The sequence below is a fragment of the Moorena sp. SIO4A1 genome, assembly GCF_010672065.1.
Lineage (GTDB): Bacteria > Cyanobacteriota > Cyanobacteriia > Cyanobacteriales > Coleofasciculaceae > Moorena.
The window spans coordinates 13,023-39,000 of sequence record NZ_JAAHHX010000003.1; the positions used below are offsets into that span (position 1 = coordinate 13,023).

Consider the following 25,978-nt stretch of genomic DNA (forward strand, 5'->3'; position numbering starts at 1 on the left):
AAATGTAGGCACCGTAAGAGTTCAGGGATTCATAGTACACGTGTATGGGGGAACTTCAGTCATAAACGAAAGTATTATCAACGAGGTCTAAGGGCTAAGTCGCTTATACAGCGGTTTGCAATTCAGTTAGGTACAAAGTTCTGGGTTTTTAGGGACTGAGGCCGTGGGCCACGCGGGGCGCGTTCGGAGCAGGGAAGAGGGAAGTCGGAAGTCGGAAGTCGGAAGTCGGAAAACAATCCTGTGTACCTGATAGTTATGCAAACCGCCGTAGAGTCTGCGTTTTAGCTTATTTCGTCGCCCCCTCAGGAGAATTGCTGTATTTCCTTACTCTTAATATTAAGTTTTATTTCGAGATTGGAAATTTATGGAACCTACAGTGTATTTACGGATATCTAGAGAACAAATATCCCAAATATATGACGAGGTTCAACAATGAAAAAAATCGGTTCTAGTACTCTACTCATGTTCGCTACACTCTCGGGACTTCTGTTGTTTGCTCCCCCAGTAAAAGCGGATCAAATCAGATACTGTTACAGTGTCCCTCGTTACTACGTTGAGAAGGATGCAGCTAACCATCGTGAAGCTTACGATGATGGTTATCAGGAGGGGCGACGTGATGCCAGGAGGGGTATAGCTTATGAAGAGCGCACCGCAGGGGGCGAGTTTAGCCGTGGCTATCGTCATGGATATTACGGTCGCCGCTACAGAGGTCAGCGGCGTCAGGTTGCAGACCGCCGTAACTACTACAACACCAGGGAGTGTCGTACCTACAACTATGACGATAATGAGAATATGAAAGATGTTTTGGGCAGGATTTTGCACCAATTTGAAAGGGATCTGCGTTGGGATATGAACTGGAACAACAATCCTCAACGATACGAGGAGCGAAGATACGAGGATCAAAGGTTCGAGGAGCGAAGCCGGGACAGAAACTCTCAATTATATCGATATCCAAGATAGTTGTTCATTCAAGTATTTCCATAACCGAGTCACTATGGTGCTGCTACTACCTTATGAAAGCTTTGGGGAGTTGGTAGTGGTACACAATTGGTGATTTTAGCTTCCGTTACCTTTACCAGACCGTAGCCAAACCACTAGATCTTTCGCACTACCGCTTAGTTTAATGGCCGCAGACGCTAATTATAGGGGTCACCCTCAGGCAAACAGAGGGAAATACGCTTCTGCTTGATGCGCTCTTCTTCCAGACAGAGGTCTTCAATTTCCTTAACAACTTCTTCGGAGATGTCGATGGCTTTGGCCATCTTGCGGATGGTTGCCTTTTCCCCTTCCGCATATTCTGCATCCGAAGCAGCCGCCTTGATGGCAATGTAAATTATTGCTCTACGACCCTTGCTGGTGACTGGGGTACTGGTCACGACTTCCGAGATGTCTTGGTTGGCGGGATAGGTTTCTAGCTCTTTCAATAAGGACTCTGATGCTCCAGCGGTTGCTCCCCGTCCAATCACCCACTTTCTCTCCGCTTCTGAGAGTTCTCCATCGCCATTTGCAGCAATAAGAAGGGACTTTAGCATGGTCTCGAGCTGTATAGAGTTGGATAGCTCTTCGACTTTAGCCATTTTATCGAGATCCCAGCCCCAAATTTCCTTCAAATACCACTTGGCTATGGTTGCCCGTATCGGATCCATATCTGTTGTAGCTGTTGTCATTTTATTCTCCTGAATTTTCGTTTAAAGACTTAACAGATTCTAGATATCTAGAATCTGTCTTCACTTTATTTCTACCTACAGTTAGCGGGTAGAACAGTTGCTAAGTGTAGCAGACTTAGGACTTAGTAAGTTTAGGGGGTTTTACCCCCCCTCCCCTCAAATCTGGGGGGTAATTCTCATAAATTCCCCCTAGTTTCTAGGATTTAGGGGGCAATGGTGAAGTCCTGAGAATTTAAGTAAATTGGGCTCAGGTTTTAAAATCTAATAAAAAAATTATTTTGTCAAGGATTAATTTATAAATTTTTACAAACCTCTCATTTTTTTGCTATTTTTAGTTTAAACATTGTAGTCAATTATTTATATGCCAGGATAATTTTCGAGGGTATTGTGTGTTCGAGTTGGCGTACGGCAAGGGTTCCGGCGACAGAGCCAAAGCACAATTTAATTAGCATTTCATTAGCGATCGCCAACGGACAAAAATCTCAAACCCTAGAGCAGCCAAGTAAGTTGAGGGATAGTAACAATTTTTTACGAGCAGCTTTACAAATTGCACCTAACCTGAAATTGTTTCCAAGGAATTGGGTTCAGTTGGAAAGTCGCCCATTAGACTCCAACTGATTGAAAATACTAAACTCCCCAAAGATGACAGCCTTTACGATTAGTATCTTTACATCCCCTGTTGCTCAAAAAATATAGTTTTTTCATTGTGTTTACAGGCTTGTAAGTGCTGTTTTATAATTCTATATTGAATACTCTTTATCTGTACAATCTCTAGATTAGGGTGATAAATTCTTCTAAATATCATTCTTGAATTAATTGCGCTTTGAGTAATTTCAGGAAATTGCGATTGGCCGTAGGCCACGCTACGCGATCGCAAAAAACCGGCAATAACTACTTCTAGGCTTACTTCAATAGACAACTGCGGCGAAGTCTACTCGTCAGAGGTTTGATCTGCAGAACGTGGTTTAAGCAGAAAGATTTCTATCCCATCAATGGGTTTCTCTCGGGTTTCAATCTGAAATTGCTCTTTAACAACAGACCGAAATAGTTTCGACGACTTGACATAAACTAGCCATAAACGAGATTGGGTTGGGGGCAAACTGCTAACCCAACCTTCTATCGCTTGCTGATCGTTTTTTCTAACCGATCGCGGGAGTACATCCTTAATCTCAATACTCCCAGAGCCATGATAGTAATGATTTAATGCTACAGGTATTCTCTGACCAATGGACCAAACAATCACATCACCCGGTTGTTCTTTGGTGGCAATGGTTTCCACTAAACCACGCCAATTTTCTCGATCCAGCACGGTATAGTAACGCTTTAGCCCACCACCAACAGCAATGGCATAGATCAGGGCTATCACCAACGCACCAATACGCCATCGACGCCAAATGCCGAGCCCAGCGGCTGCTAAAAGAATAAATAGGTATGGAGCTGCTAACAGTAGGTAACGATTAACCCAAAGAGAGCGAGAGACTTGGGACACTGAAAAGAACAGAACTAAGGGTAAAAACGCCCAAGCCGCAATCCAAGCCAGCTTACCTGAGCGTGGTTTGTTGAATAGGACAACACCTAGCAAACAGGTCAACATGACAGAGTAGGCATTGTAAAACCAGTAGATGGCATTGGAATTGGCTCGACCAAAGGGCCAAGCGGTAAAGCGACCTGGCTGCATGATCACATGCAGTAAACCAGGACTAGTGCGTCCACCGAGATCACGAACTGATGTACCAGGTACTTTTACACCTCCCATAAATTTGGCGCTTTTAGTTACTAGGGGAAACACCCATGGCAACCATAAAATACCAATCAGTAACAGTCCGACCCCGAAACGGAACAAAACACGAGGTTGATTCCGATACTTCCAGCCAAACACAACTATGTCTGGGAGCAGCAGCGCTACGTTAATGGGTGTGGTGATAATTGCCAAGAATCGCAGACCAGCCCATCCTAATAGTAAAGGAGTCGTTGGACGTTCTAGGGCGTGGGTTAAGATCAGTGTGCCAGCAACACCAAAGAATGTACTCGGTGCGTACATCCGGACTTCTTGGGCATGATGGATAAACAGGGGTGAGAGGGCAACGATGAGGGCAGCAATTAAGCCAGTGGACTCTCCCATTAAGCGCCGACCAAGCCGATAGGTAACAAAAACAGTACCAATACTAAACACAACGCACAATCCCCGCAGCCAAGCATCACTACTGCTAACTATCATCCAGATCCGTAAAAGGATCTGATATAGGGGGCGTGTACTATTAAAGACTTGCTCTAGGTGCTTGGCACGATGAATACTAATGAGTTCATCAACCCATAGGCTTTCTGTACCAAGTTGATAGAGGTACAATCCAGTGGCTAATAGTAAGATTAAGGTAATGGGCATCCATGGTCGGAACCAATTTCCTCGCTCTAGGAGCGCTGCTGTTTTGTAGTTGTTGGCTTTCATGCTCTCTAATAATCAAAGCCCTAGAGCTGAGACCGATGTTGATTTGTTTTTGATATCAGTAGGATTTGGAGTATCAGTAGAATTGAGAGAATTGGGTATGACCAGAAATAGATGCATTAAATCATTTTGTCTATAAAAGTTCTCGTTAGTGAATTCTGCGTGTCTTTCCAGGTCAAAATGTTCTTTGAAAACAGTGCGAAACTTTTTTTGGTCAAAACCTGTGCCGCAAACTAGCCAGAGCCGCGAGGAAATAGGTGGCAAGTTATTTAGTGCTTCCTCTACGTCAGGCTTTTTGACTTGAGCAGAAGGACAAAGTTTCTTCAGAGAATAGATCGGGGCATCTCCATTATAGTAATGACCCAGCGCTGAGGTCATTTTTGGCGAACCTATGGATAACACGATGGTATCACCAGGTTTTTCATTCATGCTAATTGTTTGCGCTACATTTCGCCAATCTTGGCGATCCTGCACGGTGTAATAGCGTATTAGCCCACTGCTAACGGTAATGGTATAGATAATTGCTACTGCGATCGCTAAACTCCGTTTCCAACGCCACAATCCCATCAAGCCAGCGGCCAGAATAATCAAAATGTATGGGGATAAAAACAGTATGTAACGGTCTATCCATAATCGTTTAGACACTAAAAAAATCATGACTGACGGTATAAACGCCCAAGCAGCAATCCAACACAGGCGTGGTTTGTGGTTTTTGTGGATGATGGCAATACCGACCAAGGCAGCTAATAGTAGACTGTAGGCTTGATAAAACAAGCTGCTGACCTTCGATGTGGAAGGAAATGGAAAGGCAGTAAAATTCTTTAACTTACGTAAAACATCCACAAAACTCGGAAATGAGTGTCGAGTAGCCGATGCATCAATTTTGGCGATGGGATTAAGGGCCTTGCTTAGGAAGGGCAGGCTTCCAGACACTAGAGATAACAAAGATGGTAACCACAACAGGATCACCAGCAACAGCCATTTGCCGAAAGCTAATAATGTAGCCCGTTGCTTGCGAAACCGAAACCATACCAACCAGATGTCCGCGAAGAGCAGGGTGGCATTGAGTGGGGCAGTTAGGTTTACCAACAGTCGTAGGCTAGCCCACCAAGCCATTGAGGTGGTAGTAGGATTCTCAAGAGCATGCACTAGCGCTAGGGTACCACCTAGACCGAGACAAGTGCCTAGGGTGTACATACGAACCATTTGGGCAAAATTGATGAACAGCGGCGATAGAGCTAAGAGGAGGGCAGCAATCAAGCCTGTTGGCTTTCCCGCTACACGACGACCAAGCTGGTAAGTTAGAAATACACTGCCCAATCCAAACAAGACAGACAACCCCCGCAACCAAGCATCGCTGGTGCCAAACTGCATCCAGAGCCACAGGAGGATGAAATACACTGGGCGGATTAGACCCAGATGGCCTGGTAAGCCTTTGGCATCATTAACACTGTAGAGTTCATCCACCCACAGGCTCTCTGTGCCGAGTTGATAGAGGTCAAACCCAGCCGCCAATAGCAAAATTAAGGCGATGGGAATCGATTCCCAAAGCCAATCGGCTTGGATTGAGGTTTCTGTTGAATTAAGTTTTTCTGCTTTCATGGATCTGACCAACCTTATCTACAATCAGTATTAAGAACCACCGTGATCAGACGAGGGTTCATCATGGCTCAGGAAAGATGGTTGATCGCCATCAACAAAGAACGATTAACCTCTTACCAAAGTAAATTGGGACACACGGCCATATTACTTATCAGCCTTGTTTTAGTCATTTATGCAAAAGATCTATTATTGTCTCGATAACCTGATCACCTGATCAGCCCATCACCCTTGGCCTCTATCTTGCCAATGGTTTTCTGCCGTCAGTTTTCCCAAACCCATACCATGCCAGTCCTACCAATGGTGTAAGTACTACGATTTCCCACAGTATTCCCAAGAAATTAGGAATACTCAATATGGTGCGCACCATACCCAATTCTGGATTAAAATAATCAAATCGGGCAAAGATGGTAATAGGTGAAATAAAATACTCTAGGGAAAAAGGCCAGAGTGCCTGGACTCCGAAAGGTGCTGTTGGGTCAGCTACTAGCATATCCAAGAGAATGTGGCTGCCATAAACTAGAGCTGCCCAAATTCCCCACCGGAGCCGATTTAACCTCCAACGTCCCACTAGCCAAGCAACGAAGATGCCAATTACGGCGGCTACTATCAAGCTGTGGGTGGCCTGACGGTGAAAAGCTCCTGGATTTCCAACCAGCAGCAATCCAGGCAGAATGTCTATGTCTGGCAAATTCGTGAGCAATACTGAACCATACAACAGCCGAGTTTGCTGATGCCAAGCTACATAAGGGCGTGCCAGAACAAATCCACAAATACCGGCTAATGTGTGTCCTACTGGTGATGGCATTTTATTAATTTTAATTGGTAATTGGTAATTTTAATTGGTAATTGGTAATTTATATTTGGTAATTGGTAATTTATATTTGGTAATTGGTAATTTATATTTGGTAATTGGTAATTTATATTTGGTAATTGGTAATTTATATTTGGTAATTTATATTTGGTAATTTATATTTGCTCTGACTATTGTTTATTGATCACCATTACACCTGATTACCTGATCATCCGATTACCCGATCACGACCTTACCTGATCACGACCTTACCTGATCTGAGTTAATCACCTTTACTTGCGCAAAGCGTATACAATTCCCCCCAGCAGCCCCTGAATTACCACGATTCCGTAAGCCAGCCAAGCAAAGGCAATGGCTTCGGATCTGGCAAAATTGTAGCCGTAAGCCGCAAAAAAGAATACAAATGCATTCTCACGGAGACCAATCGCGTTGATCGATACAGGCAACACCATGATCAAGGAGACTAGGGGAATGATCACAAAGAAACTAAGAAGGGGAACCGGTAAATCCAGTGCCTTGGAAATTAGGTAATAATGAGCGATGACACTGATTTGCACCATCAGTGACAACCCCATCGATATAGCCAAGGCATGTTTGCGGTTCCCAAAGGCTAGGAAAGCTTTAATAATATTCAATACCTTGTTTTTTATGGGGTGCCAAAAGGGTAGTTTTATCTTGCTAATAACCCTTGAAATCTTCTGAGAGGGTATGAAAATCATCGAGACTACAAGCATAATTGCTGCTGTACCTAGCATTACCCACAGGTGAAGTAATGGTAACTGGGCGATCAATGTCTGAGAAAAAAACAGCGCCCCGAGGCCAAACAGCATCAAACCCAGTAAACCGAGGAAACGATCCAAAAACACAGTGGCTAGTGCGACTGACTTGCTGGTTCCCAAGCGCCAGGCATCATAAGCCCTAATAGCATCCCCACCAATAGTGGAGGGCAAAAAATTACTGAAGAATATGCTGACCATGTAGGACTTATACAAATAAGGGATCCTAGCTTTCACATTCTGAGCCAAAAGCAGTACCCGCCACCGATGAGCTCTGATGTAGTAACTGGCTAAGTAGACCACAAACGCTGCTATTAAAAGAGGAATGTTGGCAGAACTCACAGCTAGGAAAATTTCGGGCAGATTTGTCTTGCGCAACGCCCAAGACAGTAGCACTATGGAAACGCCGCATTTAATTATCGTAAGAATCAATTTTTTCCTAGCAGCTAACCTTTTTTCCATTGTTTTTTAGTTTATGGACTGTAGTAATTCCAAGTCATCTTACTGCGGCGGTACTGGTTTTGAGTCCATAGCCGTGGGCGATCAAGATTGGGATTAGCTTCGGGGTTGCTGTAAATGTGCAGCTGATTCCCATTGAGAACCATCACCTCTTCCCGCCAATCCCCAGACACATCAGCAACGTAAAGTCTCGCCGCCTGTTCTTTGAACCGATGGAGAAATTCTCCACTCAGGGCATCGAAAATGCCTACGTCTCCTGGTTTATGGCGCTCTTTGACAGCCACTAATTGCCTCGACTCTCCTGTCCAATCAATCGGGAAGATCACCTCTACACCTTTTTCTGTCCATCCCTTGGGAGCAACATCATCCATTTGATAGTCAGCAATCAGTTGACCTTGGGCATCAAATACAAAGGGTTTCTGGTGCTTGTTGTAACGGCTGCGGCACCACACTTCTAATCCCGGTCGTTGGGGGTCAAAATCACCAATGGCAGCATTTTGTGGTTCTTGATGCTTGTAGTGGGTTTTCCAAATTACGCGATCGCGGTTATAAAGGAAAACCCGATTGCCACCCCCCTCTTCCAGAGCTACCACCTCTAATCCTGGGATGTCTGGACGCACATCAGCCACAAACAGGGAGTCAATATGACCTTTTATGGGAATTCGCACCAGTAGCTCTCCTAATGGTGATATAATCGTCCCGCCCAAAACCTCATCTTTGCCATCTCCGTCGAGATCTGCCACCCGTGCCCCATTGTGGGCATTGGCAAGGAAATCATCTCGGGTCCACAAAGGTTTAAGGTTTTCACCTTTGAGTAGGTTGTCTAGGGAATAGGCTGCTAGATAACGACCCATACGGTATCCTTCAGCATTAGTGGTCTGAAGTAGTAAATCGCGATCGCCTTTGCCCCGGAAATTGGCTACTACTAGGTGCTCCCAACCCTCTGTACCTTCTAGAGATGGGAGTTTTATAGTTTTCTGAGTCTCTCCATTAACCCCCTCAACAATATGAAGGGTATTGTCCTTGGTTAAAAACAGAACTTCTGTCTTTTGATCTCCATCTACATCAGCTGCTTGGACACCTGGTCCATGAGTTCCAGGTAGTCCGTTTTGCTCCGACTTCCCTACCACTTGAATGTTGATCTGCTTTGCCCAGAGCTTTTTTCCAGAATGATCGTGAACTGCAATATAATCTGACTTAGTGATGATAAAATCTTGTTGGCCGTCATCGTTAATATCTGTTGTAATCAGCCCACCAATACGCCTGTCTGGAGCTGGTCCACCTACAGGAATGACTAGGGGTTCAATTTGAGAATAAGCTAAACTATTAGCCTGAGTCCTTGATTTTTCCGTGCTGGACTGACTCACACATCCCAAGTTGATAAAACTGAACAATAAAAATGCTGAAAATAGACCAAAATCCCATCTGTTTTTGCGGGATTGGTATCCTAAACTAGGGTTTTTTATATTCTGTTGATCCATTTTGATAACTCTCCGCAAGCTCTACCTTGCGCCAGCTTCGTACCTGTGCTGGCACACCCATCGCGATCGCGTATGCTGGAATGTCTTTGGTTACTACTGCACCCGCACCGACTATTGCACCTGTACCAATAGTTACCCCATCCAAAACAATCACATGTGCTCCTAGCCAGACATCATCACCGATGTGTACACCACCCTTAGTTGCTAGTGGTTGTTGGACAATTGGGATGTCAGTACGATCAAATTGGTGACTAACACCACCTAAATAGCAACGACCAGCGAAAATGCAGTGCTGACCAATATGGACTTCGGTAGTCGAGTCAATGCGGCACTCTGCACCAATATTGGCATGGGCACTGATAAAAATAGAGCCAGCACGGGTCTTGAGTTGAGCCGAGCGACCAATTTGCACCCCATCACTAATCTCAATCCGCTCATCTTCAAAACCCCTTACGGACAGTACTGCATAGTCATCGAGTACCACATTGCTACCCAGGTGAATACGACCCGGTGCACGCAAGGTGAGGTGATGACCGAAGAGTGCATTTTTACCCACACTACCGAATAACTGCGGGTATAAGATGCGCCGCAGCCCTAGCCCAAGAGCACCAGGGAGTTGACCTACCAGCAGCGTCAGCAGTTCATATTGTAGAAGTCGCCTCCAACTACGATCACCTAAGACTAAATCCTGATACTTTTTTATAAACGAGCTTTTACTATCAGCTGAGACAGCGCTGAAGCGAAACTGTTCATGTTTACTAGTCATCACCATTTTCTCCGTATTTGTTCGTCACTTCCATCGGTACTCCCTCACGGATGGGGCTACCATCACTGACGAACGGATAAAGTAGACTACCAATTCCAGCATGGAACAGGGTCTTTGCTCTCAACAGCAATGCCGTTGAAAATGCTAGTGCAGGGGTAGCACCTACCAACCCAAGAGTGAAGCTGTAGGCAAACTCCATCAGACCAATACCTCCAATCGAGATTGGTAAGTTCATGATAAAGAGGATAACTGGCACTGCTACGAGCATGCTGACAAAATCGATCTTGGAGCCGAAGGCAAGTGCACTAACCCAGACATTCATGACCGCTAAGAAGTAGAAGATTAGAGAATTAATTAGAGCCCCCCAGATTGCCCCTGGGTCACTCTGATAGGCCAGCACTGCTTGCCGAAATTTCTCAATCTTGACGAAGAGTTTCTGCAGCAAGGGTACACGCCTTGCCAATAGCTTCTGGGTCAATCGGAATGGTCGTTGGTCAATAATCAACCAGCAGATCAATGCAATGCCTATTGACCCGATGGCAAGGCCAATAGTCAACCAGGGCAGGTTGAACAGGTGCAGGTTGACCACTACTGCCACCATTGCTAACAAGACCAGGGTGGCCAAACCAGTGAAACGTTCCACAAAGACTGAGGCTACAGCATCGGCGTAGCGTCCAGTGTAGCGCCCTAGTTGATGCATCCGGACCACATCGCCCCCAATGCTGCTTGGCAGCACCAGATTGAAGAATTGACCAACCATATAGTAAGCAAACAGCCGCCAAAGATTAACTGGCAAGCCACGAGAGCGCGAAAGCATGTACCACTTGAAGGCGCTAGATAGATTAAGCAACAGCCCAAACCCAATCGATGCCAACAAAAATGGTGGTTTGACGTGAACGAAGGTGTCTAACAAATCCCGCCGTCCGTCAGCGCTGAACAACCCTGCCTTGTGAACAACATATACTAATAGTGCAGTTGTGCCAGCAATGCGGACAAAACGTAGTGTCGAGTTTTTCGGCATTCCAAGAGCTTGTTAAAGATTTTTCATTGGTAATTTGTCATTTGTAATTAGTAATTAATAATTGGTAATTAGTAATTGGTAATTGGTTTACTATCTACTATTACCAGATTGAGGTTTTGGAGTTTTGCTCATGTATACTGATCATTAGATTTACCTTACTTACTTGATGTCAATTATTTATTGGGTATCCAAGGCAGGGTCTTGTTTTTGCCTTTTTTTTGCTTGTTTGCGTAAGCGCCGTGCAGCCTTGAAGGCTTTGTAGCGCATTTTCACTGCTGTAAACACTTCCCCAAACCGTGAGAAAAAGATGGCCAGCATCAACTGGCGCATCCATTTGCGCTTAGAGAAAATAAAGGTAGCCTGACGCAAACCCTCGTGACGGTGGTCTTCTTTAGTTGGTGGGGAAATCGGTAAATGGTACTGGGGTGCAGATATTCCCTGGGCTTCACGCCACTGGATACGCACGAAGGGAGAGACACGTTTGTCACGGTAGAGGTGATCAAAACTGGCTTCCACTTCCTGCTTACCTAAAGGCATAGCGGTAATATAGCCCGATTCACGCATCTGTTGTAAAATCTTTTGACCACGTTCCGTGCGGCACATGACCATGCTTGTACCTTCCGGGTGTAGGTACTCGCCATCCTCACCGCGCACCCAGAAGTCGGAAACTGAAATATCCGCAAACTCAGCACTATAGTCAGGACACATCAGGCAACGCTGGGGTGTATAGAGATGGTAGAGGTAATTATAGGCACCATCCTTGTAATCAAACCTGTGCAGGTCGAGGCGCTGACCGTCGAGGGTTTCGATCTGAAACTTGCCAGGGAAGTTACCACCACGATAGAAGAAGCGCTTGATCTTCTCTTGGGGAAGACGACGGTGGGATAGCAACTCAGTAGTACCTTCTTTTTCTAGGGTGCCGTGGCAAGCTAAGCCAATGGTGAAGATTTCCCGACGTACCAAAGGCTTATAGACCTTCTCCAATTTCCGTAAACCCTCAATCTGACAGCCTACACCGACAAAGGCAAACTTGCCTTCCAGTTTTTTGACGTCACGTATGACTTTGGCATGGGGTACAACACAATACTTGGAGCCAGCCGTGGCGCGAATTTCTGCCTCGGTGCGGCAAATCACAGGTGTGGGTGTGATGGGATCATCGGGCTCATAACCCACAGTCAGGGCAGCATCAATTATCCCTTCTTTGACCATACCAATCAGCAGTTGGGAAACGAGTCCACCACCACTACCTTCTGCCTGCACCTGGGGATTGTTAGCAAAAGTCAAAAAGGCGCTCTCGTAAATGCCACCAAGCCCCTCTGGTGCCTGCTCAACGCCGAACATTTTCTTATACTGAGCAGTGTAGTCAAAGTCTATACCGGGACAAACTTTTACACAGAGTCCACAGTCAACACAGGTTTTAGTATCAATAACTGGGTATCGGTGTTCGTCAAAGGAAATGCAGTCTACAGGGCAGATGGGATCGCAAGCACCGCAACGGGTACACAGATCCTTGGGAACCACATACAATGGCTCAGTCTGCTGCTGTTTGTGAAGTGGCAAATAGCCATCTTCAGACATGCTTAATTCTGTTGCCTTCGATTTTTTCAATTTTTCCTCTCTGTTGCTCAAGCTGTAACTTGCACCTCAGATTGCTGCCTCTGGGCCAACAATTGGCTCACCAGTTCAACGCTACTGCGGGCTTTAGCTTGCTCCCGCTGCACCAGTGGTGTCATTGCCGCTCGCGTTTCATGGCGCTGTTCCCAAGCAGACTTAATTAAATTTGTCAAGGTGTTGGTGGTTAGTTCATCAAAGTTGATCAACCAGTTGTCCTGACCAATGGTTTTCATGAAGCCTGCTGTTTTAGGGTAGGAGTTAATGGCCACTACAGGGGTGAGAACTCCTGAAGCCAAAATTACGGAATGAGTCCGCATCCCCACATGGACTTCTACCCGCTGTAGCAAGCCAGCAATTTCCTGGTAGGTATAAGTAGCATTACTGATTACCCGGATGCGATCGCGCCGCTTGACATACTTCAAACTCTCGTTGGTAATCTTGGTATCCATGACTTGGGTGATGGTATACATAATCTCAATGTCTAATTCCTCAATCAGTCGGTCGAGAGTAGACCCGATTGCCTGCAAAAAGCGTTCGCGCCCAAAAGTCTTGTTATCCTTGCGCCAGTTATCGATGTAGGCATTGATATTGAAACCAATAGTGCCTTTCGGATTTTTGAAAAGCCCCTCTTTGCCTATGATCTCCTCCATGCGTTCTGTTGGTGGCGGGGTAGTGTTGATGGCGCAATCCGCATTGATGTAAACGTCCTGGTAATTCAGTTTCTGTTGGTCAAGCAGTTGCTTTGATTGCTCATCTCGCAGGATCAGCATTGGGCTAGCATCAAGAACTCTTTGCAAAGCATACTTGCCCAGTGATGTAGTAATTGGTCCTAGACTGGCGTTGTAAAGTGCGATCGCAATACCGCGTGCCTTACAAGCTGGGGCGATTAAGGAAATTGTGGAGAGATAGTTAAACAGTGGGTTGAGTAACTTGCGATCAAACAGAATGTTATCGGTTACTAGCACCAGATCAGCTTGCAACATTGCTCGGAAAGTTGGCAAACCAAAAATCTTAATAGCACCATTCCAAGGCATTAATCCAAGTGCCTTGAGATTGTGGTGGCCAAAATGGCGTTTGACGAAGCGTGGGTTGAGAGTTGGTACTATAAACAACGCATCGGGATGTGCTGCGGCAATATCATCGAGCAGATTGCCTAAAATAGCAGCATCTCCTGCATTGCGACCTGAAAAGTTACCGAGAACTGTAATTTTTTTCATTTTTTCCTCAATCACTACCAAATTATTACGTTTTCACGGGATGAACGATACAAATAGTTGTGCCAAGAAGTTAGGAATCAGAATACTAATCAGGATTTACTCATTCAACTTACTCATTCAGTATAACCAGCCAGTTTTCACTGATTGAATACCCATTAACCCAAATCAAAGAGATATCCATCCTTGGTCAAGATACCATTGGGCTAATTCCTTTAACCCTTCTTCATCGGAATGGACAGGCACAAACCCCAGTAAATTTATCATTTTGGCTGTGTTAAAGGAGCGGTCTTTCGTATAAAATGCTAGCCGTCTTCTATAAATAGGTGGTTCTATACCCAGGGGACGACAGATGAATTCCAAAAAATCCCCTAAGGCAAACAGTGGCGCAGCTGGCAAGCTAATGAATTTAAAGGAAATTCCATAGTATTCACTAATAATATAGACCATTTCTTTAAAGGTTATCGCCTCCTTACTTCCACAAATAAAAACTTCTCCCACTGCTTTAGGATGGGTGGCTGATAGTATAAAAAAATTGGTCAAATCATCAACATGAATTAAGTGCAGTAAGTTACTGCCATTGCCAATTATTGGTATCCACTTACGGCCAACCATTTTGAAAATTTTCAAAAACCGTTTCTCCCCAGGACCGTAGATTCCTGAGGGTCGTACCACAGTGACTGGTAAGCCTTCCTTTTTAGCAAAATCTCTGATCCACAGTTCTCCTTCTAGTTTGGTTTCCTGATATATATCTCCAGGATTCATTGGACAATTTTCATCACCAGGAGGATTTTCGACATGACCATGAACACCAATTGTTGAAACGTGAACAAAACGCTTAAACTCTGGTTCTTCTAAAGCGTATTTTGCTAGCAATTGTGTGCTTAAAACGTGGACATTATAGTAGACATTGTCAGCAGATTTTGCTTCTCGAAAAGGAGTTACAATATGAAATATATAGTTAACTCCTTTTATGGCTTTCTTGATTAACTCTTCATCAAAAACATCCCCTCTAATCCATTCAACTTTAAGGTCATTGAAAGGCTCAAGTTTAGAACTAGGACGTGCAATAGCGACGATATCTAAACCTTGTGCCACTAATTTACGTACAAGAACTGAACCTGTAAACCCTGTAGCTCCAGTCACTAAGACGCGACTGCCAGTTGGGAGTTTGAATTGAGGATCTTCCATATTCTACTTTCTGAGCTAACCTAAAAAATATTGGAATTTCACCAAGCAAGTTTATACAATTAATTTTAATCGGCATCTGGCTTAAGTCTTGGTAAGCTTTAAAATTACTGGTGAACCAAACAAATTAGTCAAGCCTGATAGTCGAGCTAACTTCTCCATAAATGAAGAGAAGCTAGGAGATTTCAAAGCACGATGCAGTACCATAGGCACAAAGAATTGAGGATAGCGCTCAGCTTTGCTCAGACCAATAGATTTAAAAAATTCTAGAAGCTCATGTTCCTGATAACAGACAAACTCTCGTGTATTTCCTTCCAACCCTTTCTTGAACTTAAATAGATAGGGGGCAATAGCATTTACGCTCCTCACTGTAGGATAGTCTAGGATGACAGCTTGCTTTGCTACTCGATTTAGTTCTGTTAAAAAAGACTGCCATTGAGTGACATGAGCGAGGAATCGATAGCTGATCACAACATCAAAAGCTCCATCTGGGTAAGGTAGATCCAAAACATTGCCCACCTTGAAGGAACAAAGATTAGCATCAATAAAATTCTGAATCCTCCCCTTACAGACATCCGCACTACCAAGCACAGTTAGTTGATAACCATTTTGAATCAGAGCCCCTGTGAGTTGACCATGTCCTCCTCCCACATCAAGGATGGTGGCTTTAGGATAAGGAGTCAGCATTTTCAACGTAGCGTCTTCCTGGACTTTCAGTAGCCAAGCCCCAATTTCCCCGGCAAAACGGGAGGCATAATCCTCAGAAGATGTTTCGATATCGGCTGTTTCGGGAAAATCACCTGTAGAAACCACTGTTAAATTCCTTTAGTCATTTGTTTATTTTTAATTGCTATTTTTTTTAGACCGAATTGCTAATTGGTTACGAATAAATCGCCAGGGGTTTTCTAGAGAACCATACCCCTGAATAGGTGTCAGGGGATTGAGGAGCATTTCCTTGATATCTTTTCCTGGTTCTTGATTACTCAAGGAACCCTGGATAGTAAATCCAAAACTTCCAGGACGACAATATTCAGAAGCCAAAGGAAGTGGATCGCTTCCTGGTAATATCCGCCATCCTTTTTTCTCTGCTTGTTTGAACAAAACTGGTCGTGACCAGAATACAGGACGTCCACCATTGTCTCCTAGAAAAAGCTTGGTAAAATTATTGTCTTCCAAGAGCTTATGTAATAGTTTTCCCCGATTTCCGATCCATTTACCAACTCCCCAGGGTAGTATAGGGATTCCCCCAGCGGAAAGGATTGCTCTAATCGTTACGTCTAAGGGTAAACCATCTTCAAGGTTTTGGTCAGTGATCAAGGCTAATACTTCCAGGTTTTCCGCTGTCACAATTTGGCGACCAGCAATTAAGAACATTCCTTGCCCTAAGGCGTTACAGGTATATAAGGATAAATCTTCCTGGGTACGGTGGAACATCCAAGTTTTTCCCTGGCTTACCCTAGACTGATTATTGTTTTGAGCTAAATCAGCTAACTTCTTATACCATTTTTGATGCTCTATTTCTGTCAATAACAATACAGCCTGAAAATTTTCTCCATCACCTGCTTGACCAGAAAATTGCTGGAAATTTTCCCAAGCTGAGGTCAGCAGTTGATCGATATCAAAACAGTCATGAAGGTGAACGTGACCATCAATTAGGATTAATTGATGGTTTTGAGCGGTAGCTACCATGGATTTCTGTTAGAATTTCCCTGATTTCCATAAACTGGTGCTGCTTCCAGCAGATTCAGCTAAAATCTTGGACCAAAACCTCAACGGATCTTCTGGGCTAAACTTACCGGACCGTTAAGGGTTTCAATTCCAATACTTTTCTCCTGACTTAATACACCTCCAACATTAAAAATGTGATTAACCTTGTCTAACTCTAGCTCTATTTGTGACCGACTCCATCCTAATTCCGCCCCCATCACCTCAGCACAGATTCTGAGGGCCTCGTTTCCGGGATGACCAGCACTACCCAGTTCCGTTCGCCGGAACACCACATCACCTAATGTTTGAGCCATTTCCTCAACAACCCCATACAAGACTTCAGCTTTGAGTACAGCTAAATCATCAGTAGGTGTACAGGAGTGATCTGATCCTCGCTCCAAATATAGCAGTACATCTTGATAGGCACTACCGTAGTTATACACGAGGCGGCCCATTACCTCCTGCCCCAGTCCATAGGGTTGCTTAAAGATTGCTGTCTGCAAAAACACTTCAAATTGTTCGATGTGCCCACCGTAAATTGGTGTAACTGATGACAGGGACTTGGGAGGCTTTTGCCCCCATGACCGAAATACCTGGTTAACGACTTTCTCAGCCACATCTCTGGCAGTGGTATATTTCACCCCAACCACCGAGATCAATCCTGGCAATTCTTCTTTGGCATGATCGAAGATTTGATAGTTTTTAGCCAGTTGTGGCTCTCCGGTCTCAGTAATGCCAGTTCTAGGAAGCAAGCCACCATGGACGAAGGCGACATCGGCTTGGTTGAGTTTAACCGATGGCCATGCTTGGTTGATGTCATCGAGTAGGTTTTGAATATCCTGTTCAGTAATCTTGAAGTTATCCGGGTCTTGATCCCAAACAGCATAGGATGTACCGACCAGGGATTTACCACGCCAGGGCGCAATAAATAGTAAGCGAGACCCCTTGTTAACTATGGCATCGGAGTCACGATAGGAGTATGGCGTGGAAATACCCACAGCATAGCTTTGGCAGAGGGGACGGCGAATCACCAGGTTCATGGCTTTGGCAAGGGGAACTCTGGGTTGCTGCTGGGGTTGCTGCTGGGGTTGCTGCTGGGGTTGGTTTAGTAAACTTAACACCCGATTTGTCCATGGTCCGCTGGTGTTGACCACAGTCTTGGCGCGGATGTCGAATTGATTCCCAGTTAACACATCTTGCCCCTGAATACCCGTAACCCGATTTCCAGCTTGGAGAAATCCAGTAACTTCTACGTAGTTAGCCACCACTGTCCCAGCTTGCTCAGCTGAGCGTAGAAAAGAGAGGGTCAACCGTTCAGAGTTGTAGACCTGAGCATCATAAAAGACTGCTGCTCCAGTTAGCCCTTCCTGGGGAATTCCTGGAAGCAGCTGCTGACACTCTTGCTTAGAGATTACCCGACCATTGGATATGTGTTTTTGGGGATCGAGTTGGCGATTGCGATCGCAACTGATCAGGTCATTGATAGCAAGTGCCACAGATAGCACTTCTTTTCCCTTCATGCCATGGCCGTAGGTGGGAATCAATACTGGTAATGGATGAACTAAGTGAGGCGCAATCCGCATTAAACTGGTGCGTTCATGAATGGATTCACGCATCCTTTTAAGGTCAGCATGCTGGAGATACCGTAATCCTCCGTGGATAGTCTTCAAACTATTAGCAGAGGTAGCGCCACCGAAATCAGCTTTTTCTACCAAGGCTACTGACAATCCCCTGAGGGTTGCTTCCCAAGCTACGCAAGCTCCATAGATGCCACCACCGATCACTAATAGGTCGTAAGAGTTTCTGGCTAACTCTACTAGGTTCCTTTTCATTACTTGTCTTACACTAGGTGCTTACGCTATATGCTCTACTAACTCGTGATGTAGCCAATCATAAAGACTGTTTAATTTTTGCCGAAAAGCCGCATAAGTATGCCTTTTTTCAATCAATTTCTTGCCAGCACTGCCCAGCCTCAGTCGTAGCTTTTCATCAGCGATCAGAGCCACCATTCCCTCCGCGAAAGCTTTGGCATCTGGGCTCCTCAGCAGAGCAACGTGATTGTCTAGCAACTGGGTATGGGTTGGCAAATCTGTGGCTAACAAGACTTTACCACTATCGAGATAGGAGTAGAGTTTCATCGGGGTATTTTTACCCTTAGTTCTCGGAGAGACTAAAATATCAGCTTGCTCCAGATAGATAGCCAGATCATCAACTGGTTTCGGTCCTAAAAAATGGACATGTTGTTGCATGCCAAGACAGTGAGACTTATTCGTGTATTTCCGAATGTCGTCCGCTTCTCCACCGATAATGACTAACTCAGCCTGATCAGTCTGCTCAAGGGTCAACGCAAAGCTGTCTAGAAGTAGGTCAATCCCCTGATAAGTCTCCAGATTGCCTACATACATCAGGAGTAGATTATCGATTGCTAGCTCACGTCTCAAATTACTATACATAGTACTATACATAGTTACACCAATGTTGAATCTTGAATTTGAATCTTGAATTTGAATCTTGAACTTGAAACTGTTGAATTTTTCAGCAACAATTTACAATAACCTGCACATTTTTACGATAATTATCTTTCTTTACAAAATAAAACTTAGTCTTAGGGCATCCTAACAATAGGTTTTGTTTATCATTAACAATTATTAGTTAATTTATTATCCTCCAATTCTAAAGTCTAGAGGGTTTCAATATTTAGTCTAACTTTAACTACTTTTTAGGAATTTGTTAAAAATTAGAGTTAAGCAAGGATATATCTGGAATAACTACAGTTTTTCTGGGCTTGTACTTTTGAATATCTGCTGCCAAAGCATCGCAAACTGAAACCACGACTTTGGCATTCTTCACAGCCAGTCCTTCAAAAAAGTTGAATACTGACGAAAAAATATGTAGCAAAGGATACTTTTCAATCATTTGTTGGGCTATAGATGAATCCATGTCATAGATATAGGGAATCTTACACAGGATTTTGAGCCCTAAACCAATAAAGACGGATTCTTCTCCAGCATGAACCAAATCGTAGCGTTTCTTAGTCACTAGGCGAATTACAGCAAGCAACATGAAAACATCACAGACGATTTTCTTCCAGGAGAAGCCTGGTCGTATATTCCGAACCCAAGGAAGCTTAGGGGTTCGGTATATCTTGATATTTTCATAATTGATGTCACGCCCTTCAGGATAAGTCACGACATCAACTTTGTCTCCCCGTTCAGAAAGCACTTTCAAGACCAGGTTGACTGCGATGGGTGTGCCACGATTCTGATAAAACGGATGAGGAGCGAGCAATAGAATGTTCATCCTACTGACATTTCGTTGATCATAGGAGACTGGTTTATTATCCCAGACAGTCCATTTATCCCTGCTGCTTTTGACCTCAAGCCGATCTCTAAGCCGATTAGTTTTGCTCTTTAAATACACGTTGATCTCCCCCTATGTTATTCAAAGCACCCTGAGCAAGAGCGCCCGCTTTCCAAGCCAGCTTGATTAAAGCTTCACTATTGCTCAGTAATTTTACGGTAGAGCTTAAAATAATTTAACAATAACCAGTGGTTAATTTCAGCTATGACTAACAGCCTTCACTGAGCAAGAATGTATGACTCAATGGTAAACACCGATATAAATGGATTAAATAATTGTTTAACTAGAAACTAAAACTGCTCCTAATTTATTCCCTGAGGATGAACCTTACTGCACAACTAAGTGTTATGCAGAACTGGTTTTAAGGGATTTTTTCTCCAAAAAAATTCTCTTTTAATTAAACCCTAAACAAATTATACAAATCAACGAGTAATCTGGAGCTTAATGAAATCTTGATGAGAAACTTCATATAATCTTTAAAAATTGCCAATCTTCAAGAAATCCCTTTGGTTGGTGGCTAAGCTAATATGCATTTAAATTTGAGTACGAGCCACTTGTGCAAAAGCTGGTCTAGCATCTGAGCATCTCCCGATCTCCCCATCCTCATAAGGGTAGGTTTTTTACAAAGACCTTAGGTGTGGGGTGACCGGGTGTGGGGTGACCGGGTGTGGGGGATAAGAAAATATACCTAATTTGTTGTTAAAAATCATCATTGTCTTGATGGAACTGCCGTGGTTTCCCCCACTCGCGCTCTGGTACTTGACAATATTTCCCCCACTCGTGCTCTGGATAAAGACAATAAAAGTACGTACTCGCCCAAATGTAAAAAACCTACCCCTGTGAGATCTCCCCATCTCCCCATCTCCCTATCTCCCCAAAGCACCCCCATTCACAATTTAAATTGTGAATGGGGGCTGATGATACTTTGGTTAGCCACTAACCAACTGGATTTCTAAGTGATATCACTAAGGTTGCTCAACATTAGAGGACACCACTTCTCTGACCCGATAAATCGGTCTTCCCTGAGATTCGTGGTAAGTACGCATCAGTAGTTCCCCCAGTAGACCAAGACTAAACAGTTGTACACCAGTCGAGATCAAAAGTACTGCCAAGATCAGTAAAGGCCGATCCCCGATTTCTTGATTCAGTCCTAGCTTGAGAATGGTCAGATAAGCCCCAATGATTATGCCCGTGCCTAGGGAACTCAGACCTAGTAATCCAAATACATGCATGGGTCGGGTGAGGAATTTCTTCATGAAGAAGATGGTCAACAAATCCATTAGCACCCGGAACGTTCGCCCCAGACCATACTTGCTACTACCATAGCGACGAGCATGGTGACGCACGGGTAACTCGGTAATTCTTGCCCCCTCAATAAATGCTAAGGCTGGTAAAAACCGATGTAACTCACCGTAGAGGTTCATGTCCGCTACCAATTCCGAGCGATAAGCTTTCAGAGAACAGCCATAGTCATGGAGTTTAACCCCAGTGGTGCGTGCAATCAGCCAGTTGGCAATTTTGGATGGCAGTAAGCGAGTTACAGCCGCATCCTGCCGATGTTTGCGCCAGCCACTAACCAAGTCATAGCCTTCCTCAAGTTTGACAAGCAGCATGGGAATGTCAGCTGGATCATTTTGTAGGTCACCATCTAAGGTAACAATGGCACGACCCCGAGCATAATTAAACCCAGCTGCCATGGCAGCTGTTTGACCATAGTTACGACGCAAAATTACCCCTCGCACATTAGGGCGGGAGAGGACTTGCTCCTTGAGCAGTTGGGTGGAACCATCTGTAGAGCCATCATCGACACAAATCAGCTCATAGCTGAGCTGAGTATCGGTTAAGCTGGATGCGATCGCATCAATCAGGTGGGGCAAACTCTCCACCTCATTGTAGATTGGTACCACCACTGATAGGTCTGGTGTGATGTTATTGCCAGACCAGTTCTGGGCATTTAATTGCCCTTGTTTAATTAAGGAAATTTCCATAGGATGCCCCAGGTTGAGTAATATCCAATCCGGTTTAAACTGTAAGCATATATTATTGATGGTCTACTCTAACTTTTGGGGATATGTCAAGGGATTAGGCACATTTATAGACCAAATTCATCAATCTTTTAAAGTTGAAGGTTTGTTGAAGGTTTGTTGTTCGCGTAGCGTGGCCTATTGGCCAAGGTGGCTGGTTTAAGGGTCAAGGGTAAGCTATCAGCTATAGCAGAAGTCAGAAGTCAGAAGTCAGAAGTCAGAAGTCAGAAGTCAGAAGTCAGAAGTCAAACTCTTGCGCTTACTTAGGTTTGAGACTTTTGTCATGTCCGCGCCTGCCCTGGCGACTGCTATATCAGCTAATGGGCTACCTCCCAGCGTCGTTCGCACAGCGTGGCCATTCGCGTAGCGTGGCCTAAAGGCCAAGGCCAAAGCCTGAGCCACGCACGCTACTTGAGGTGCTTTTGTATAAAATAAGCTGACCACTGACCGCTGACTGCTTTCAGCTTACTAAGTTGTAGATTCAACTGACTGTAAAATCCCATCTTCTAACTGATAAATTGCTGTCATAATCCCAGTTTCTGGATTGTTCAACAGAGATTTTTTGACCTGTTGTAAGTATCCTAATATATTGCTGCGTAAAATAGGTTTCTCTACTTTCAGGGTGTGACGGTAATCCCAAACATCCCAAATCAATAAACCGATACCAGCCAGGGGATCAATGATACTTGCTCCTAATTCAGTTGCCACTAAACCACCAGTTTTTGCGGCCATTTTGCTAGCGGCTTTGCCAGCTAGTTTGCTGCTAACTTTACTCGCTACTTTTCCTCCCATGGAAACCAGGATAGGTTTAGCTACCAAGTAACCACTACCGCCAATTAACAATTTCAAGGAAATATTGGATAGGTTTCCTTCCGTATCATTAATTGTGGTCGAAATTTCGTTAATATATCTATCCCACTGACCTTGAGTAATTTGATATTGGCTTTGGATGTCACTAAGATTGTTGCCCAACTCAGCCATATATAATTCAATCGTATCATTCGTGATTAGTTCCATCCTCATTTGAGCATTCTGAGGAACTAGTACTCGTTTAGAAAATTCTTTTTGGAATGTCTCGGTAAGTTTGGCGTCAATGGCTTGCTTGCCAGAGGGAAGGTTGGGATTGATTTGATGCATGATAGCCGACGCTCCCCACATAAACGGAACTGAAAGTTCCATCTTTTTTTGATTGAAATAATCAAAATACCAATCCAAAAAACTATCTACACGGGGGATTAACTCTGCTTCCCAAACATCTAACTCCTGGGCGGCAAAGGCTTCAGCACTGGCGTGAGATTGTTTGACGGCATCAGCAACTGCTTGATTAACTTTACTAAAGTCGGGATGAGGTTCAATAACAACTGTTGATTCAGCAGAGGGGGTAATTTGAGCCGGATTGCTCGAATGGGGGATGATAAGTTTGCTGACTAAGGGAATGAATACAATAATAATTACTAAAGTCCAAATCAGTGGAGCGACTGACTTAATCAGTTGGGTAAAGGCTTGGATGCGCTCTGTCTTTTGAGTATAAGTTACTTCCTCTTCCTGACTCATAGTGATTTCTCCACTGATTTAGGACTAGTATATTTTATACTATTGTAATCAATTTTTTGGTAAGCATTCAGCTATCAGCTATCAGCTATCAGCTATCAGCTATAGCCAAGGGAACAGGGAACAGGGAACAGGGAACAGGGAGCAGGGAGTAGGGAGTAGGGAACAGGGAACAAAAATTCGCACAATTCCTACACGGATTGCTATATCAGCTATCAGCTAATGCCCATGCTACTTGAGGTGCTATCAGCTATCAGCTAATGCGCTACTTGAGGTGCTACTTGAGGTGCTATCAGCTTGTGAATAAAAGAGGTAAGCTTTGGCCTTTGGCCACGCTACGTTAGGTCCGATGCGTCGAAGCCTGTGCCACAAACTAGAAGCCTGTGCCACAAACTAGAAGCCTGTGCCACAAAGCTGACGGCTGAATGCTGACGGCTGAATGCTGACAAGCTCACTGGCGATCGCTTAGATAATAGCGATTACCCAGGTACAAAGCTGCTGCTATAGCTAATCCTGGCAAGGTAATAACCGCTGCCCAAGGAGAGCGTAACCAATTCACTTGCTCAGCTCTTATGTAGTTAATGGACTTCTTGTACATACAAGATTCAGCTGGACTAACTGAACCCAACAAAACAGCACTGGCAATTCCAGTGGTTGATAGGAAAGCAATCAAGGTTAATTTGGGTTTGAGCATTGTTGAGATTCCCCGCTAGTGTTACTTGGGTAATTGTCCTTAGTCTAGCTTTGTTTATGCGATCGCAGGTTGTTCGCCCTTGGCGTTCGGTGTCGGGTAGGTTAGCTGGTTGTTCGCGAAGCGTGGCCTATTGGCCAAGGTTGCAGGTGATGTTTCCTATTCCCTGTTCCCTGCTCCCTGTTCCCTAAAAACCTCACCTAATTGAAAACCGCTATATTAAAAACCAAAGAGATATATCACGATCGATAATCATGGATACCATTACCCTAGACTTAAAGGGAATCGTTGAACTAACTGATGAGCAATTTTGGCAATTTTGTCAAGATAACCGTGACTATCGCTTTGAACGTACTGTATTGGGATAAATTGTGATCATGTCTCCAACTGGTGGAGAAACCAGCAATCGCAAGGCTGATCTGATTTATCAATTACAAGCATGGAATAGAAAGCATAATTTAGGGGTTGTTTTTGACTCTTCTGGTGGATTTAAACTACCTAATAATGCCGACCGCTCTCCTGATGCGTCATGGATAACTAAAGAAAGATGGGACACTTTGACTCTACAGCAAAAACAAAAGTTTGTGCCTTTGTGTCCTGATTTTGTGGTTGAGTTGCGCTCTCCTACTGATTCTCTCAAGAGATGTCTTGATGCAGTCGCTCATGGGGGAAACCACGGCAGTCGCTCATGGGGGAAACCCCCAAGACCGCGCTGCATCGCTACAAGCAAAAATGCAGGAGTATCAAGAAAATGGAGCCCGTTTGGGTTGGTTAATCGATCGGGAAAATAGGCGAATTGAGATTTATCGTCAGGGGAAACCAGTAGAAATTTTAGAATTTCCGACAAGTCTATCTGGAGAAGAGGTTCTCCCTGGTTTTGTTTTGGATTTAAGCAGTATTTGGTAAGTGGATCTAGGAAAGGGAATAGGGAGTAGGGAGTAGGGAGCAGGGAGTTGGGAGTCGGGAATTGCGTAGGGTGGCTTAGAGACCGGCTCGCCAAAGATTGATAACGGGCAAGATGCCCATTCCACCAACATGCCCATGCCACCAACATGCCCATTCCACCAACATGCCCATTCCACCAACATGCCCATGCCACCAACATGCCCATGCCACCAACATGCCCATGCCACCAACATGCCCATGCCACCAACATGCCCATGCCACCAACATGCCCATTCCACAGCAACATGCCCATGCCACCAACATGCCCATGCCACCAACATGCCCATGCCACCAACATGCCCGTTCCAGCCACTGAAACTATAATAAAACAAGTATAAATTTACAACGTGACGTCATCGGTATGCCTACCTTAGATATAACAGTTGAGCAAGTCATCATGTTAGTAAAGCAATTACCCTTAGAGGGAAAAAAAGCTGTATTTAAGGTACTCCAGAACGAATTAGAAGTTCAAGAAAATCCTTGGCTAAAATTGGCTGGAAAATATCAGGACGATTCACAATTTGAGGAAATGTTAGCTTACATCGAAGCTGAATGCTTACATAACGCTAAATAATAAAACTCCCACACTACTCCCGATTCCCAATTCCCAATTCCCAATTCACGATTCCCAATTCCCAATTCCCAATTCCCAATTCCC

General features: G+C 44.4%; 26 protein-coding genes and 1 pseudogene. 4 read left to right on the forward strand and 23 right to left on the reverse strand.

Going from position 1 to position 25,978, the window contains the following annotated elements:
• Nucleotides 1–432: 432 nt before the first annotated feature.
• Entirely contained in the window at nt 433–960 is a 528-nt protein-coding gene (locus F6K53_RS03205) for a hypothetical protein (protein WP_293046718.1), read from the forward strand.
• Between the two features lie 176 nt (nt 961–1,136).
• On the opposite strand, the gene F6K53_RS03210 is transcribed toward F6K53_RS03205, so the two are convergent.
• The 22 genes from F6K53_RS03210 to F6K53_RS03315 form a co-directional block, all read right to left on the reverse strand.
• The gene (locus tag F6K53_RS03210) at nt 1,137–1,646 is read right to left on the reverse strand and encodes a DUF533 domain-containing protein (RefSeq protein WP_293046720.1); all 510 of its coding nucleotides are present in this window, start codon (nt 1,644–1,646) and stop codon (nt 1,137–1,139) included.
• Between the two features lie 688 nt (nt 1,647–2,334).
• A complete protein-coding gene (locus tag F6K53_RS03215; protein WP_293044861.1) occupies nt 2,335–2,586 on the reverse strand; it encodes a hypothetical protein in 252 nt (83 codons plus the stop codon).
• Nucleotides 2,587–2,598: 12 nt separating this feature from the next.
• Nucleotides 2,599–4,113, reverse strand: coding sequence for a glycosyltransferase family 39 protein (locus tag F6K53_RS03220; RefSeq protein WP_293018287.1), 1,515 nt, complete (start codon nt 4,111–4,113; stop codon nt 2,599–2,601).
• 12 nt (nt 4,114–4,125) lie between these two features.
• A complete protein-coding gene (locus tag F6K53_RS03225; RefSeq protein ID WP_293018289.1) occupies nt 4,126–5,712 on the reverse strand; it encodes a glycosyltransferase family 39 protein in 1,587 nt (528 codons plus the stop codon).
• A 235-nt stretch (nt 5,713–5,947) separates the two neighbouring features.
• Entirely contained in the window at nt 5,948–6,517 is a 570-nt protein-coding gene (locus tag F6K53_RS03230; protein WP_293018291.1) for a metal-dependent hydrolase, read from the reverse strand.
• A gap of 278 nt (nt 6,518–6,795) precedes the next feature.
• On the reverse strand, nt 6,796–7,761 hold the full coding sequence (locus tag F6K53_RS03235) for a lysylphosphatidylglycerol synthase transmembrane domain-containing protein (RefSeq protein ID WP_293079870.1): 966 nt from the start codon (nt 7,759–7,761) through the stop codon (nt 6,796–6,798).
• Nucleotides 7,762–7,772: 11 nt separating this feature from the next.
• The gene (locus F6K53_RS03240) at nt 7,773–9,125 is read right to left on the reverse strand and encodes a hypothetical protein (protein WP_293065123.1); all 1,353 of its coding nucleotides are present in this window, start codon (nt 9,123–9,125) and stop codon (nt 7,773–7,775) included.
• A gap of 85 nt (nt 9,126–9,210) precedes the next feature.
• The gene (locus F6K53_RS03245; RefSeq protein WP_293065120.1) at nt 9,211–10,005 is read right to left on the reverse strand and encodes an acyltransferase; all 795 of its coding nucleotides are present in this window, start codon (nt 10,003–10,005) and stop codon (nt 9,211–9,213) included.
• The gene (locus tag F6K53_RS03250) at nt 9,998–11,026 is read right to left on the reverse strand and encodes a lysylphosphatidylglycerol synthase transmembrane domain-containing protein (protein WP_293039956.1); all 1,029 of its coding nucleotides are present in this window, start codon (nt 11,024–11,026) and stop codon (nt 9,998–10,000) included. The genes F6K53_RS03245 and F6K53_RS03250 overlap by 8 nt, the downstream gene beginning before the upstream one ends.
• 177 nt (nt 11,027–11,203) lie before the next feature.
• Nucleotides 11,204–12,634: a Coenzyme F420 hydrogenase/dehydrogenase, beta subunit C-terminal domain gene (locus F6K53_RS03255; RefSeq protein WP_293018303.1), complete on the reverse strand. Its 1,431-nt coding sequence runs from the start codon at nt 12,632–12,634 to the stop codon at nt 11,204–11,206.
• Between the two features lie 17 nt (nt 12,635–12,651).
• Nucleotides 12,652–13,857, reverse strand: coding sequence for a polysaccharide pyruvyl transferase family protein (locus tag F6K53_RS03260; protein ID WP_293018305.1), 1,206 nt, complete (start codon nt 13,855–13,857; stop codon nt 12,652–12,654).
• Nucleotides 13,858–14,022: 165 nt separating this feature from the next.
• Nucleotides 14,023–15,045, reverse strand: coding sequence for an NAD(P)-dependent oxidoreductase (locus tag F6K53_RS03265; RefSeq protein ID WP_293079874.1), 1,023 nt, complete (start codon nt 15,043–15,045; stop codon nt 14,023–14,025).
• An 81-nt stretch (nt 15,046–15,126) separates the two neighbouring features.
• Nucleotides 15,127–15,855, reverse strand: a complete 729-nt coding sequence (locus tag F6K53_RS03270) for a class I SAM-dependent methyltransferase (protein WP_293079877.1) — start codon at nt 15,853–15,855, stop codon at nt 15,127–15,129.
• Nucleotides 15,856–15,885: 30 nt separating this feature from the next.
• Complete coding sequence (locus tag F6K53_RS03275) at nt 15,886–16,731, reverse strand: hypothetical protein (protein WP_293079880.1); 846 nt, start codon at nt 16,729–16,731, stop codon at nt 15,886–15,888.
• 80 nt (nt 16,732–16,811) lie between these two features.
• Complete coding sequence (locus F6K53_RS03280) at nt 16,812–18,581, reverse strand: glycerol-3-phosphate dehydrogenase/oxidase (protein ID WP_293079883.1); 1,770 nt, start codon at nt 18,579–18,581, stop codon at nt 16,812–16,814.
• 21 nt (nt 18,582–18,602) lie between these two features.
• Nucleotides 18,603–19,214, reverse strand: coding sequence for a glycosyltransferase family 4 protein (locus tag F6K53_RS03285; protein ID WP_293039974.1), 612 nt, complete (start codon nt 19,212–19,214; stop codon nt 18,603–18,605).
• 265 nt (nt 19,215–19,479) lie between these two features.
• Complete coding sequence (locus tag F6K53_RS03290) at nt 19,480–20,049, reverse strand: glycosyltransferase family 4 protein (protein ID WP_293018316.1); 570 nt, start codon at nt 20,047–20,049, stop codon at nt 19,480–19,482.
• Nucleotides 20,050–20,818: 769 nt separating this feature from the next.
• Nucleotides 20,819–20,971 carry a hypothetical protein gene (locus F6K53_RS03295; RefSeq protein WP_293039980.1) on the reverse strand — a complete coding sequence of 51 codons (153 nt, stop codon included), beginning with the start codon at nt 20,969–20,971 and terminating at the stop codon, nt 20,819–20,821.
• Between the two features lie 103 nt (nt 20,972–21,074).
• On the reverse strand, nt 21,075–22,097 hold the full coding sequence (locus tag F6K53_RS03300; protein ID WP_293018320.1) for a glycosyltransferase family 2 protein: 1,023 nt from the start codon (nt 22,095–22,097) through the stop codon (nt 21,075–21,077).
• A 267-nt stretch (nt 22,098–22,364) separates the two neighbouring features.
• A complete protein-coding gene (locus tag F6K53_RS03305) occupies nt 22,365–22,577 on the reverse strand; it encodes a hypothetical protein (protein ID WP_293079888.1) in 213 nt (70 codons plus the stop codon).
• A 24-nt stretch (nt 22,578–22,601) separates the two neighbouring features.
• Nucleotides 22,602–23,687, reverse strand: a complete 1,086-nt coding sequence (locus F6K53_RS03310; RefSeq protein WP_293079891.1) for a hypothetical protein — start codon at nt 23,685–23,687, stop codon at nt 22,602–22,604.
• Between the two features lie 448 nt (nt 23,688–24,135).
• Nucleotides 24,136–24,378 (reverse strand): hypothetical protein, encoded by a 243-nt coding sequence (locus tag F6K53_RS03315; RefSeq protein WP_075898082.1) that lies wholly within the window; start codon nt 24,376–24,378, stop codon nt 24,136–24,138.
• Between F6K53_RS03315 and F6K53_RS03320 the strand changes: the two genes are divergently transcribed.
• Nucleotides 24,378–24,566: a hypothetical protein gene (locus tag F6K53_RS03320; protein WP_293039986.1), complete on the forward strand. Its 189-nt coding sequence runs from the start codon at nt 24,378–24,380 to the stop codon at nt 24,564–24,566. The genes F6K53_RS03315 and F6K53_RS03320 overlap by 1 nt on opposite strands.
• Before the next feature lie 186 nt (nt 24,567–24,752).
• A pseudogene (locus F6K53_RS03325) lies at nt 24,753–25,281 on the forward strand (Uma2 family endonuclease).
• Here F6K53_RS03325 and F6K53_RS03330 read toward each other — a convergent pair.
• On the reverse strand, nt 25,185–25,652 hold the full coding sequence (locus F6K53_RS03330) for a hypothetical protein (RefSeq protein ID WP_293079894.1): 468 nt from the start codon (nt 25,650–25,652) through the stop codon (nt 25,185–25,187). The pseudogene F6K53_RS03325 and the gene F6K53_RS03330 sit on opposite strands and share 97 nt — an antisense overlap.
• Nucleotides 25,653–25,681: 29 nt before the next feature.
• Here F6K53_RS03330 and F6K53_RS03335 point away from each other — a divergent pair, with 29 nt between their 5' ends.
• The gene (locus tag F6K53_RS03335) at nt 25,682–25,894 is read left to right on the forward strand and encodes a hypothetical protein (RefSeq protein ID WP_293065094.1); all 213 of its coding nucleotides are present in this window, start codon (nt 25,682–25,684) and stop codon (nt 25,892–25,894) included.
• Nucleotides 25,895–25,978: the final 84 nt, after the last annotated feature.

Bases quoted from the DNA above. Each gene is read 5' to 3' on its own strand.
- F6K53_RS03300 (WP_293018320.1), bottom strand. From the start codon at position 22,097: ATGGAAATTTCCTTAATTAAACAAGGGCAATTAAATGCCCAGAACTGG.
- F6K53_RS03225 (WP_293018289.1), bottom strand. From the start codon at position 5,712: ATGAAAGCAGAAAAACTTAATTCAACAGAAACCTCAATCCAAGCCGAT.
- F6K53_RS03205 (WP_293046718.1), top strand. From the start codon at position 433: ATGAAAAAAATCGGTTCTAGTACTCTACTCATGTTCGCTACACTCTCG.
- F6K53_RS03265 (WP_293079874.1), bottom strand. From the start codon at position 15,045: ATGGAAGATCCTCAATTCAAACTCCCAACTGGCAGTCGCGTCTTAGTG.
- F6K53_RS03295 (WP_293039980.1), bottom strand. From the start codon at position 20,971: ATGGGGAGATGGGGAGATCTCACAGGGGTAGGTTTTTTACATTTGGGC.
- F6K53_RS03280 (WP_293079883.1), bottom strand. From the start codon at position 18,581: ATGAAAAGGAACCTAGTAGAGTTAGCCAGAAACTCTTACGACCTATTA.
- F6K53_RS03285 (WP_293039974.1), bottom strand. From the start codon at position 19,214: ATGTATAGTACTATGTATAGTAATTTGAGACGTGAGCTAGCAATCGAT.
- F6K53_RS03250 (WP_293039956.1), bottom strand. From the start codon at position 11,026: ATGCCGAAAAACTCGACACTACGTTTTGTCCGCATTGCTGGCACAACT.
- F6K53_RS03290 (WP_293018316.1), bottom strand. From the start codon at position 20,049: ATGAACATTCTATTGCTCGCTCCTCATCCGTTTTATCAGAATCGTGGC.
- F6K53_RS03260 (WP_293018305.1), bottom strand. From the start codon at position 13,857: ATGAAAAAAATTACAGTTCTCGGTAACTTTTCAGGTCGCAATGCAGGA.
- F6K53_RS03315 (WP_075898082.1), bottom strand. From the start codon at position 24,378: ATGCTCAAACCCAAATTAACCTTGATTGCTTTCCTATCAACCACTGGA.
- F6K53_RS03220 (WP_293018287.1), bottom strand. From the start codon at position 4,113: ATGAAAGCCAACAACTACAAAACAGCAGCGCTCCTAGAGCGAGGAAAT.
- F6K53_RS03310 (WP_293079891.1), bottom strand. From the start codon at position 23,687: ATGAGTCAGGAAGAGGAAGTAACTTATACTCAAAAGACAGAGCGCATC.
- F6K53_RS03230 (WP_293018291.1), bottom strand. From the start codon at position 6,517: ATGCCATCACCAGTAGGACACACATTAGCCGGTATTTGTGGATTTGTT.
- F6K53_RS03235 (WP_293079870.1), bottom strand. From the start codon at position 7,761: ATGGAAAAAAGGTTAGCTGCTAGGAAAAAATTGATTCTTACGATAATT.
- F6K53_RS03245 (WP_293065120.1), bottom strand. From the start codon at position 10,005: ATGACTAGTAAACATGAACAGTTTCGCTTCAGCGCTGTCTCAGCTGAT.
- F6K53_RS03335 (WP_293065094.1), top strand. From the start codon at position 25,682: ATGCCTACCTTAGATATAACAGTTGAGCAAGTCATCATGTTAGTAAAG.
- F6K53_RS03275 (WP_293079880.1), bottom strand. From the start codon at position 16,731: ATGGTAGCTACCGCTCAAAACCATCAATTAATCCTAATTGATGGTCAC.
- F6K53_RS03210 (WP_293046720.1), bottom strand. From the start codon at position 1,646: ATGGATCCGATACGGGCAACCATAGCCAAGTGGTATTTGAAGGAAATT.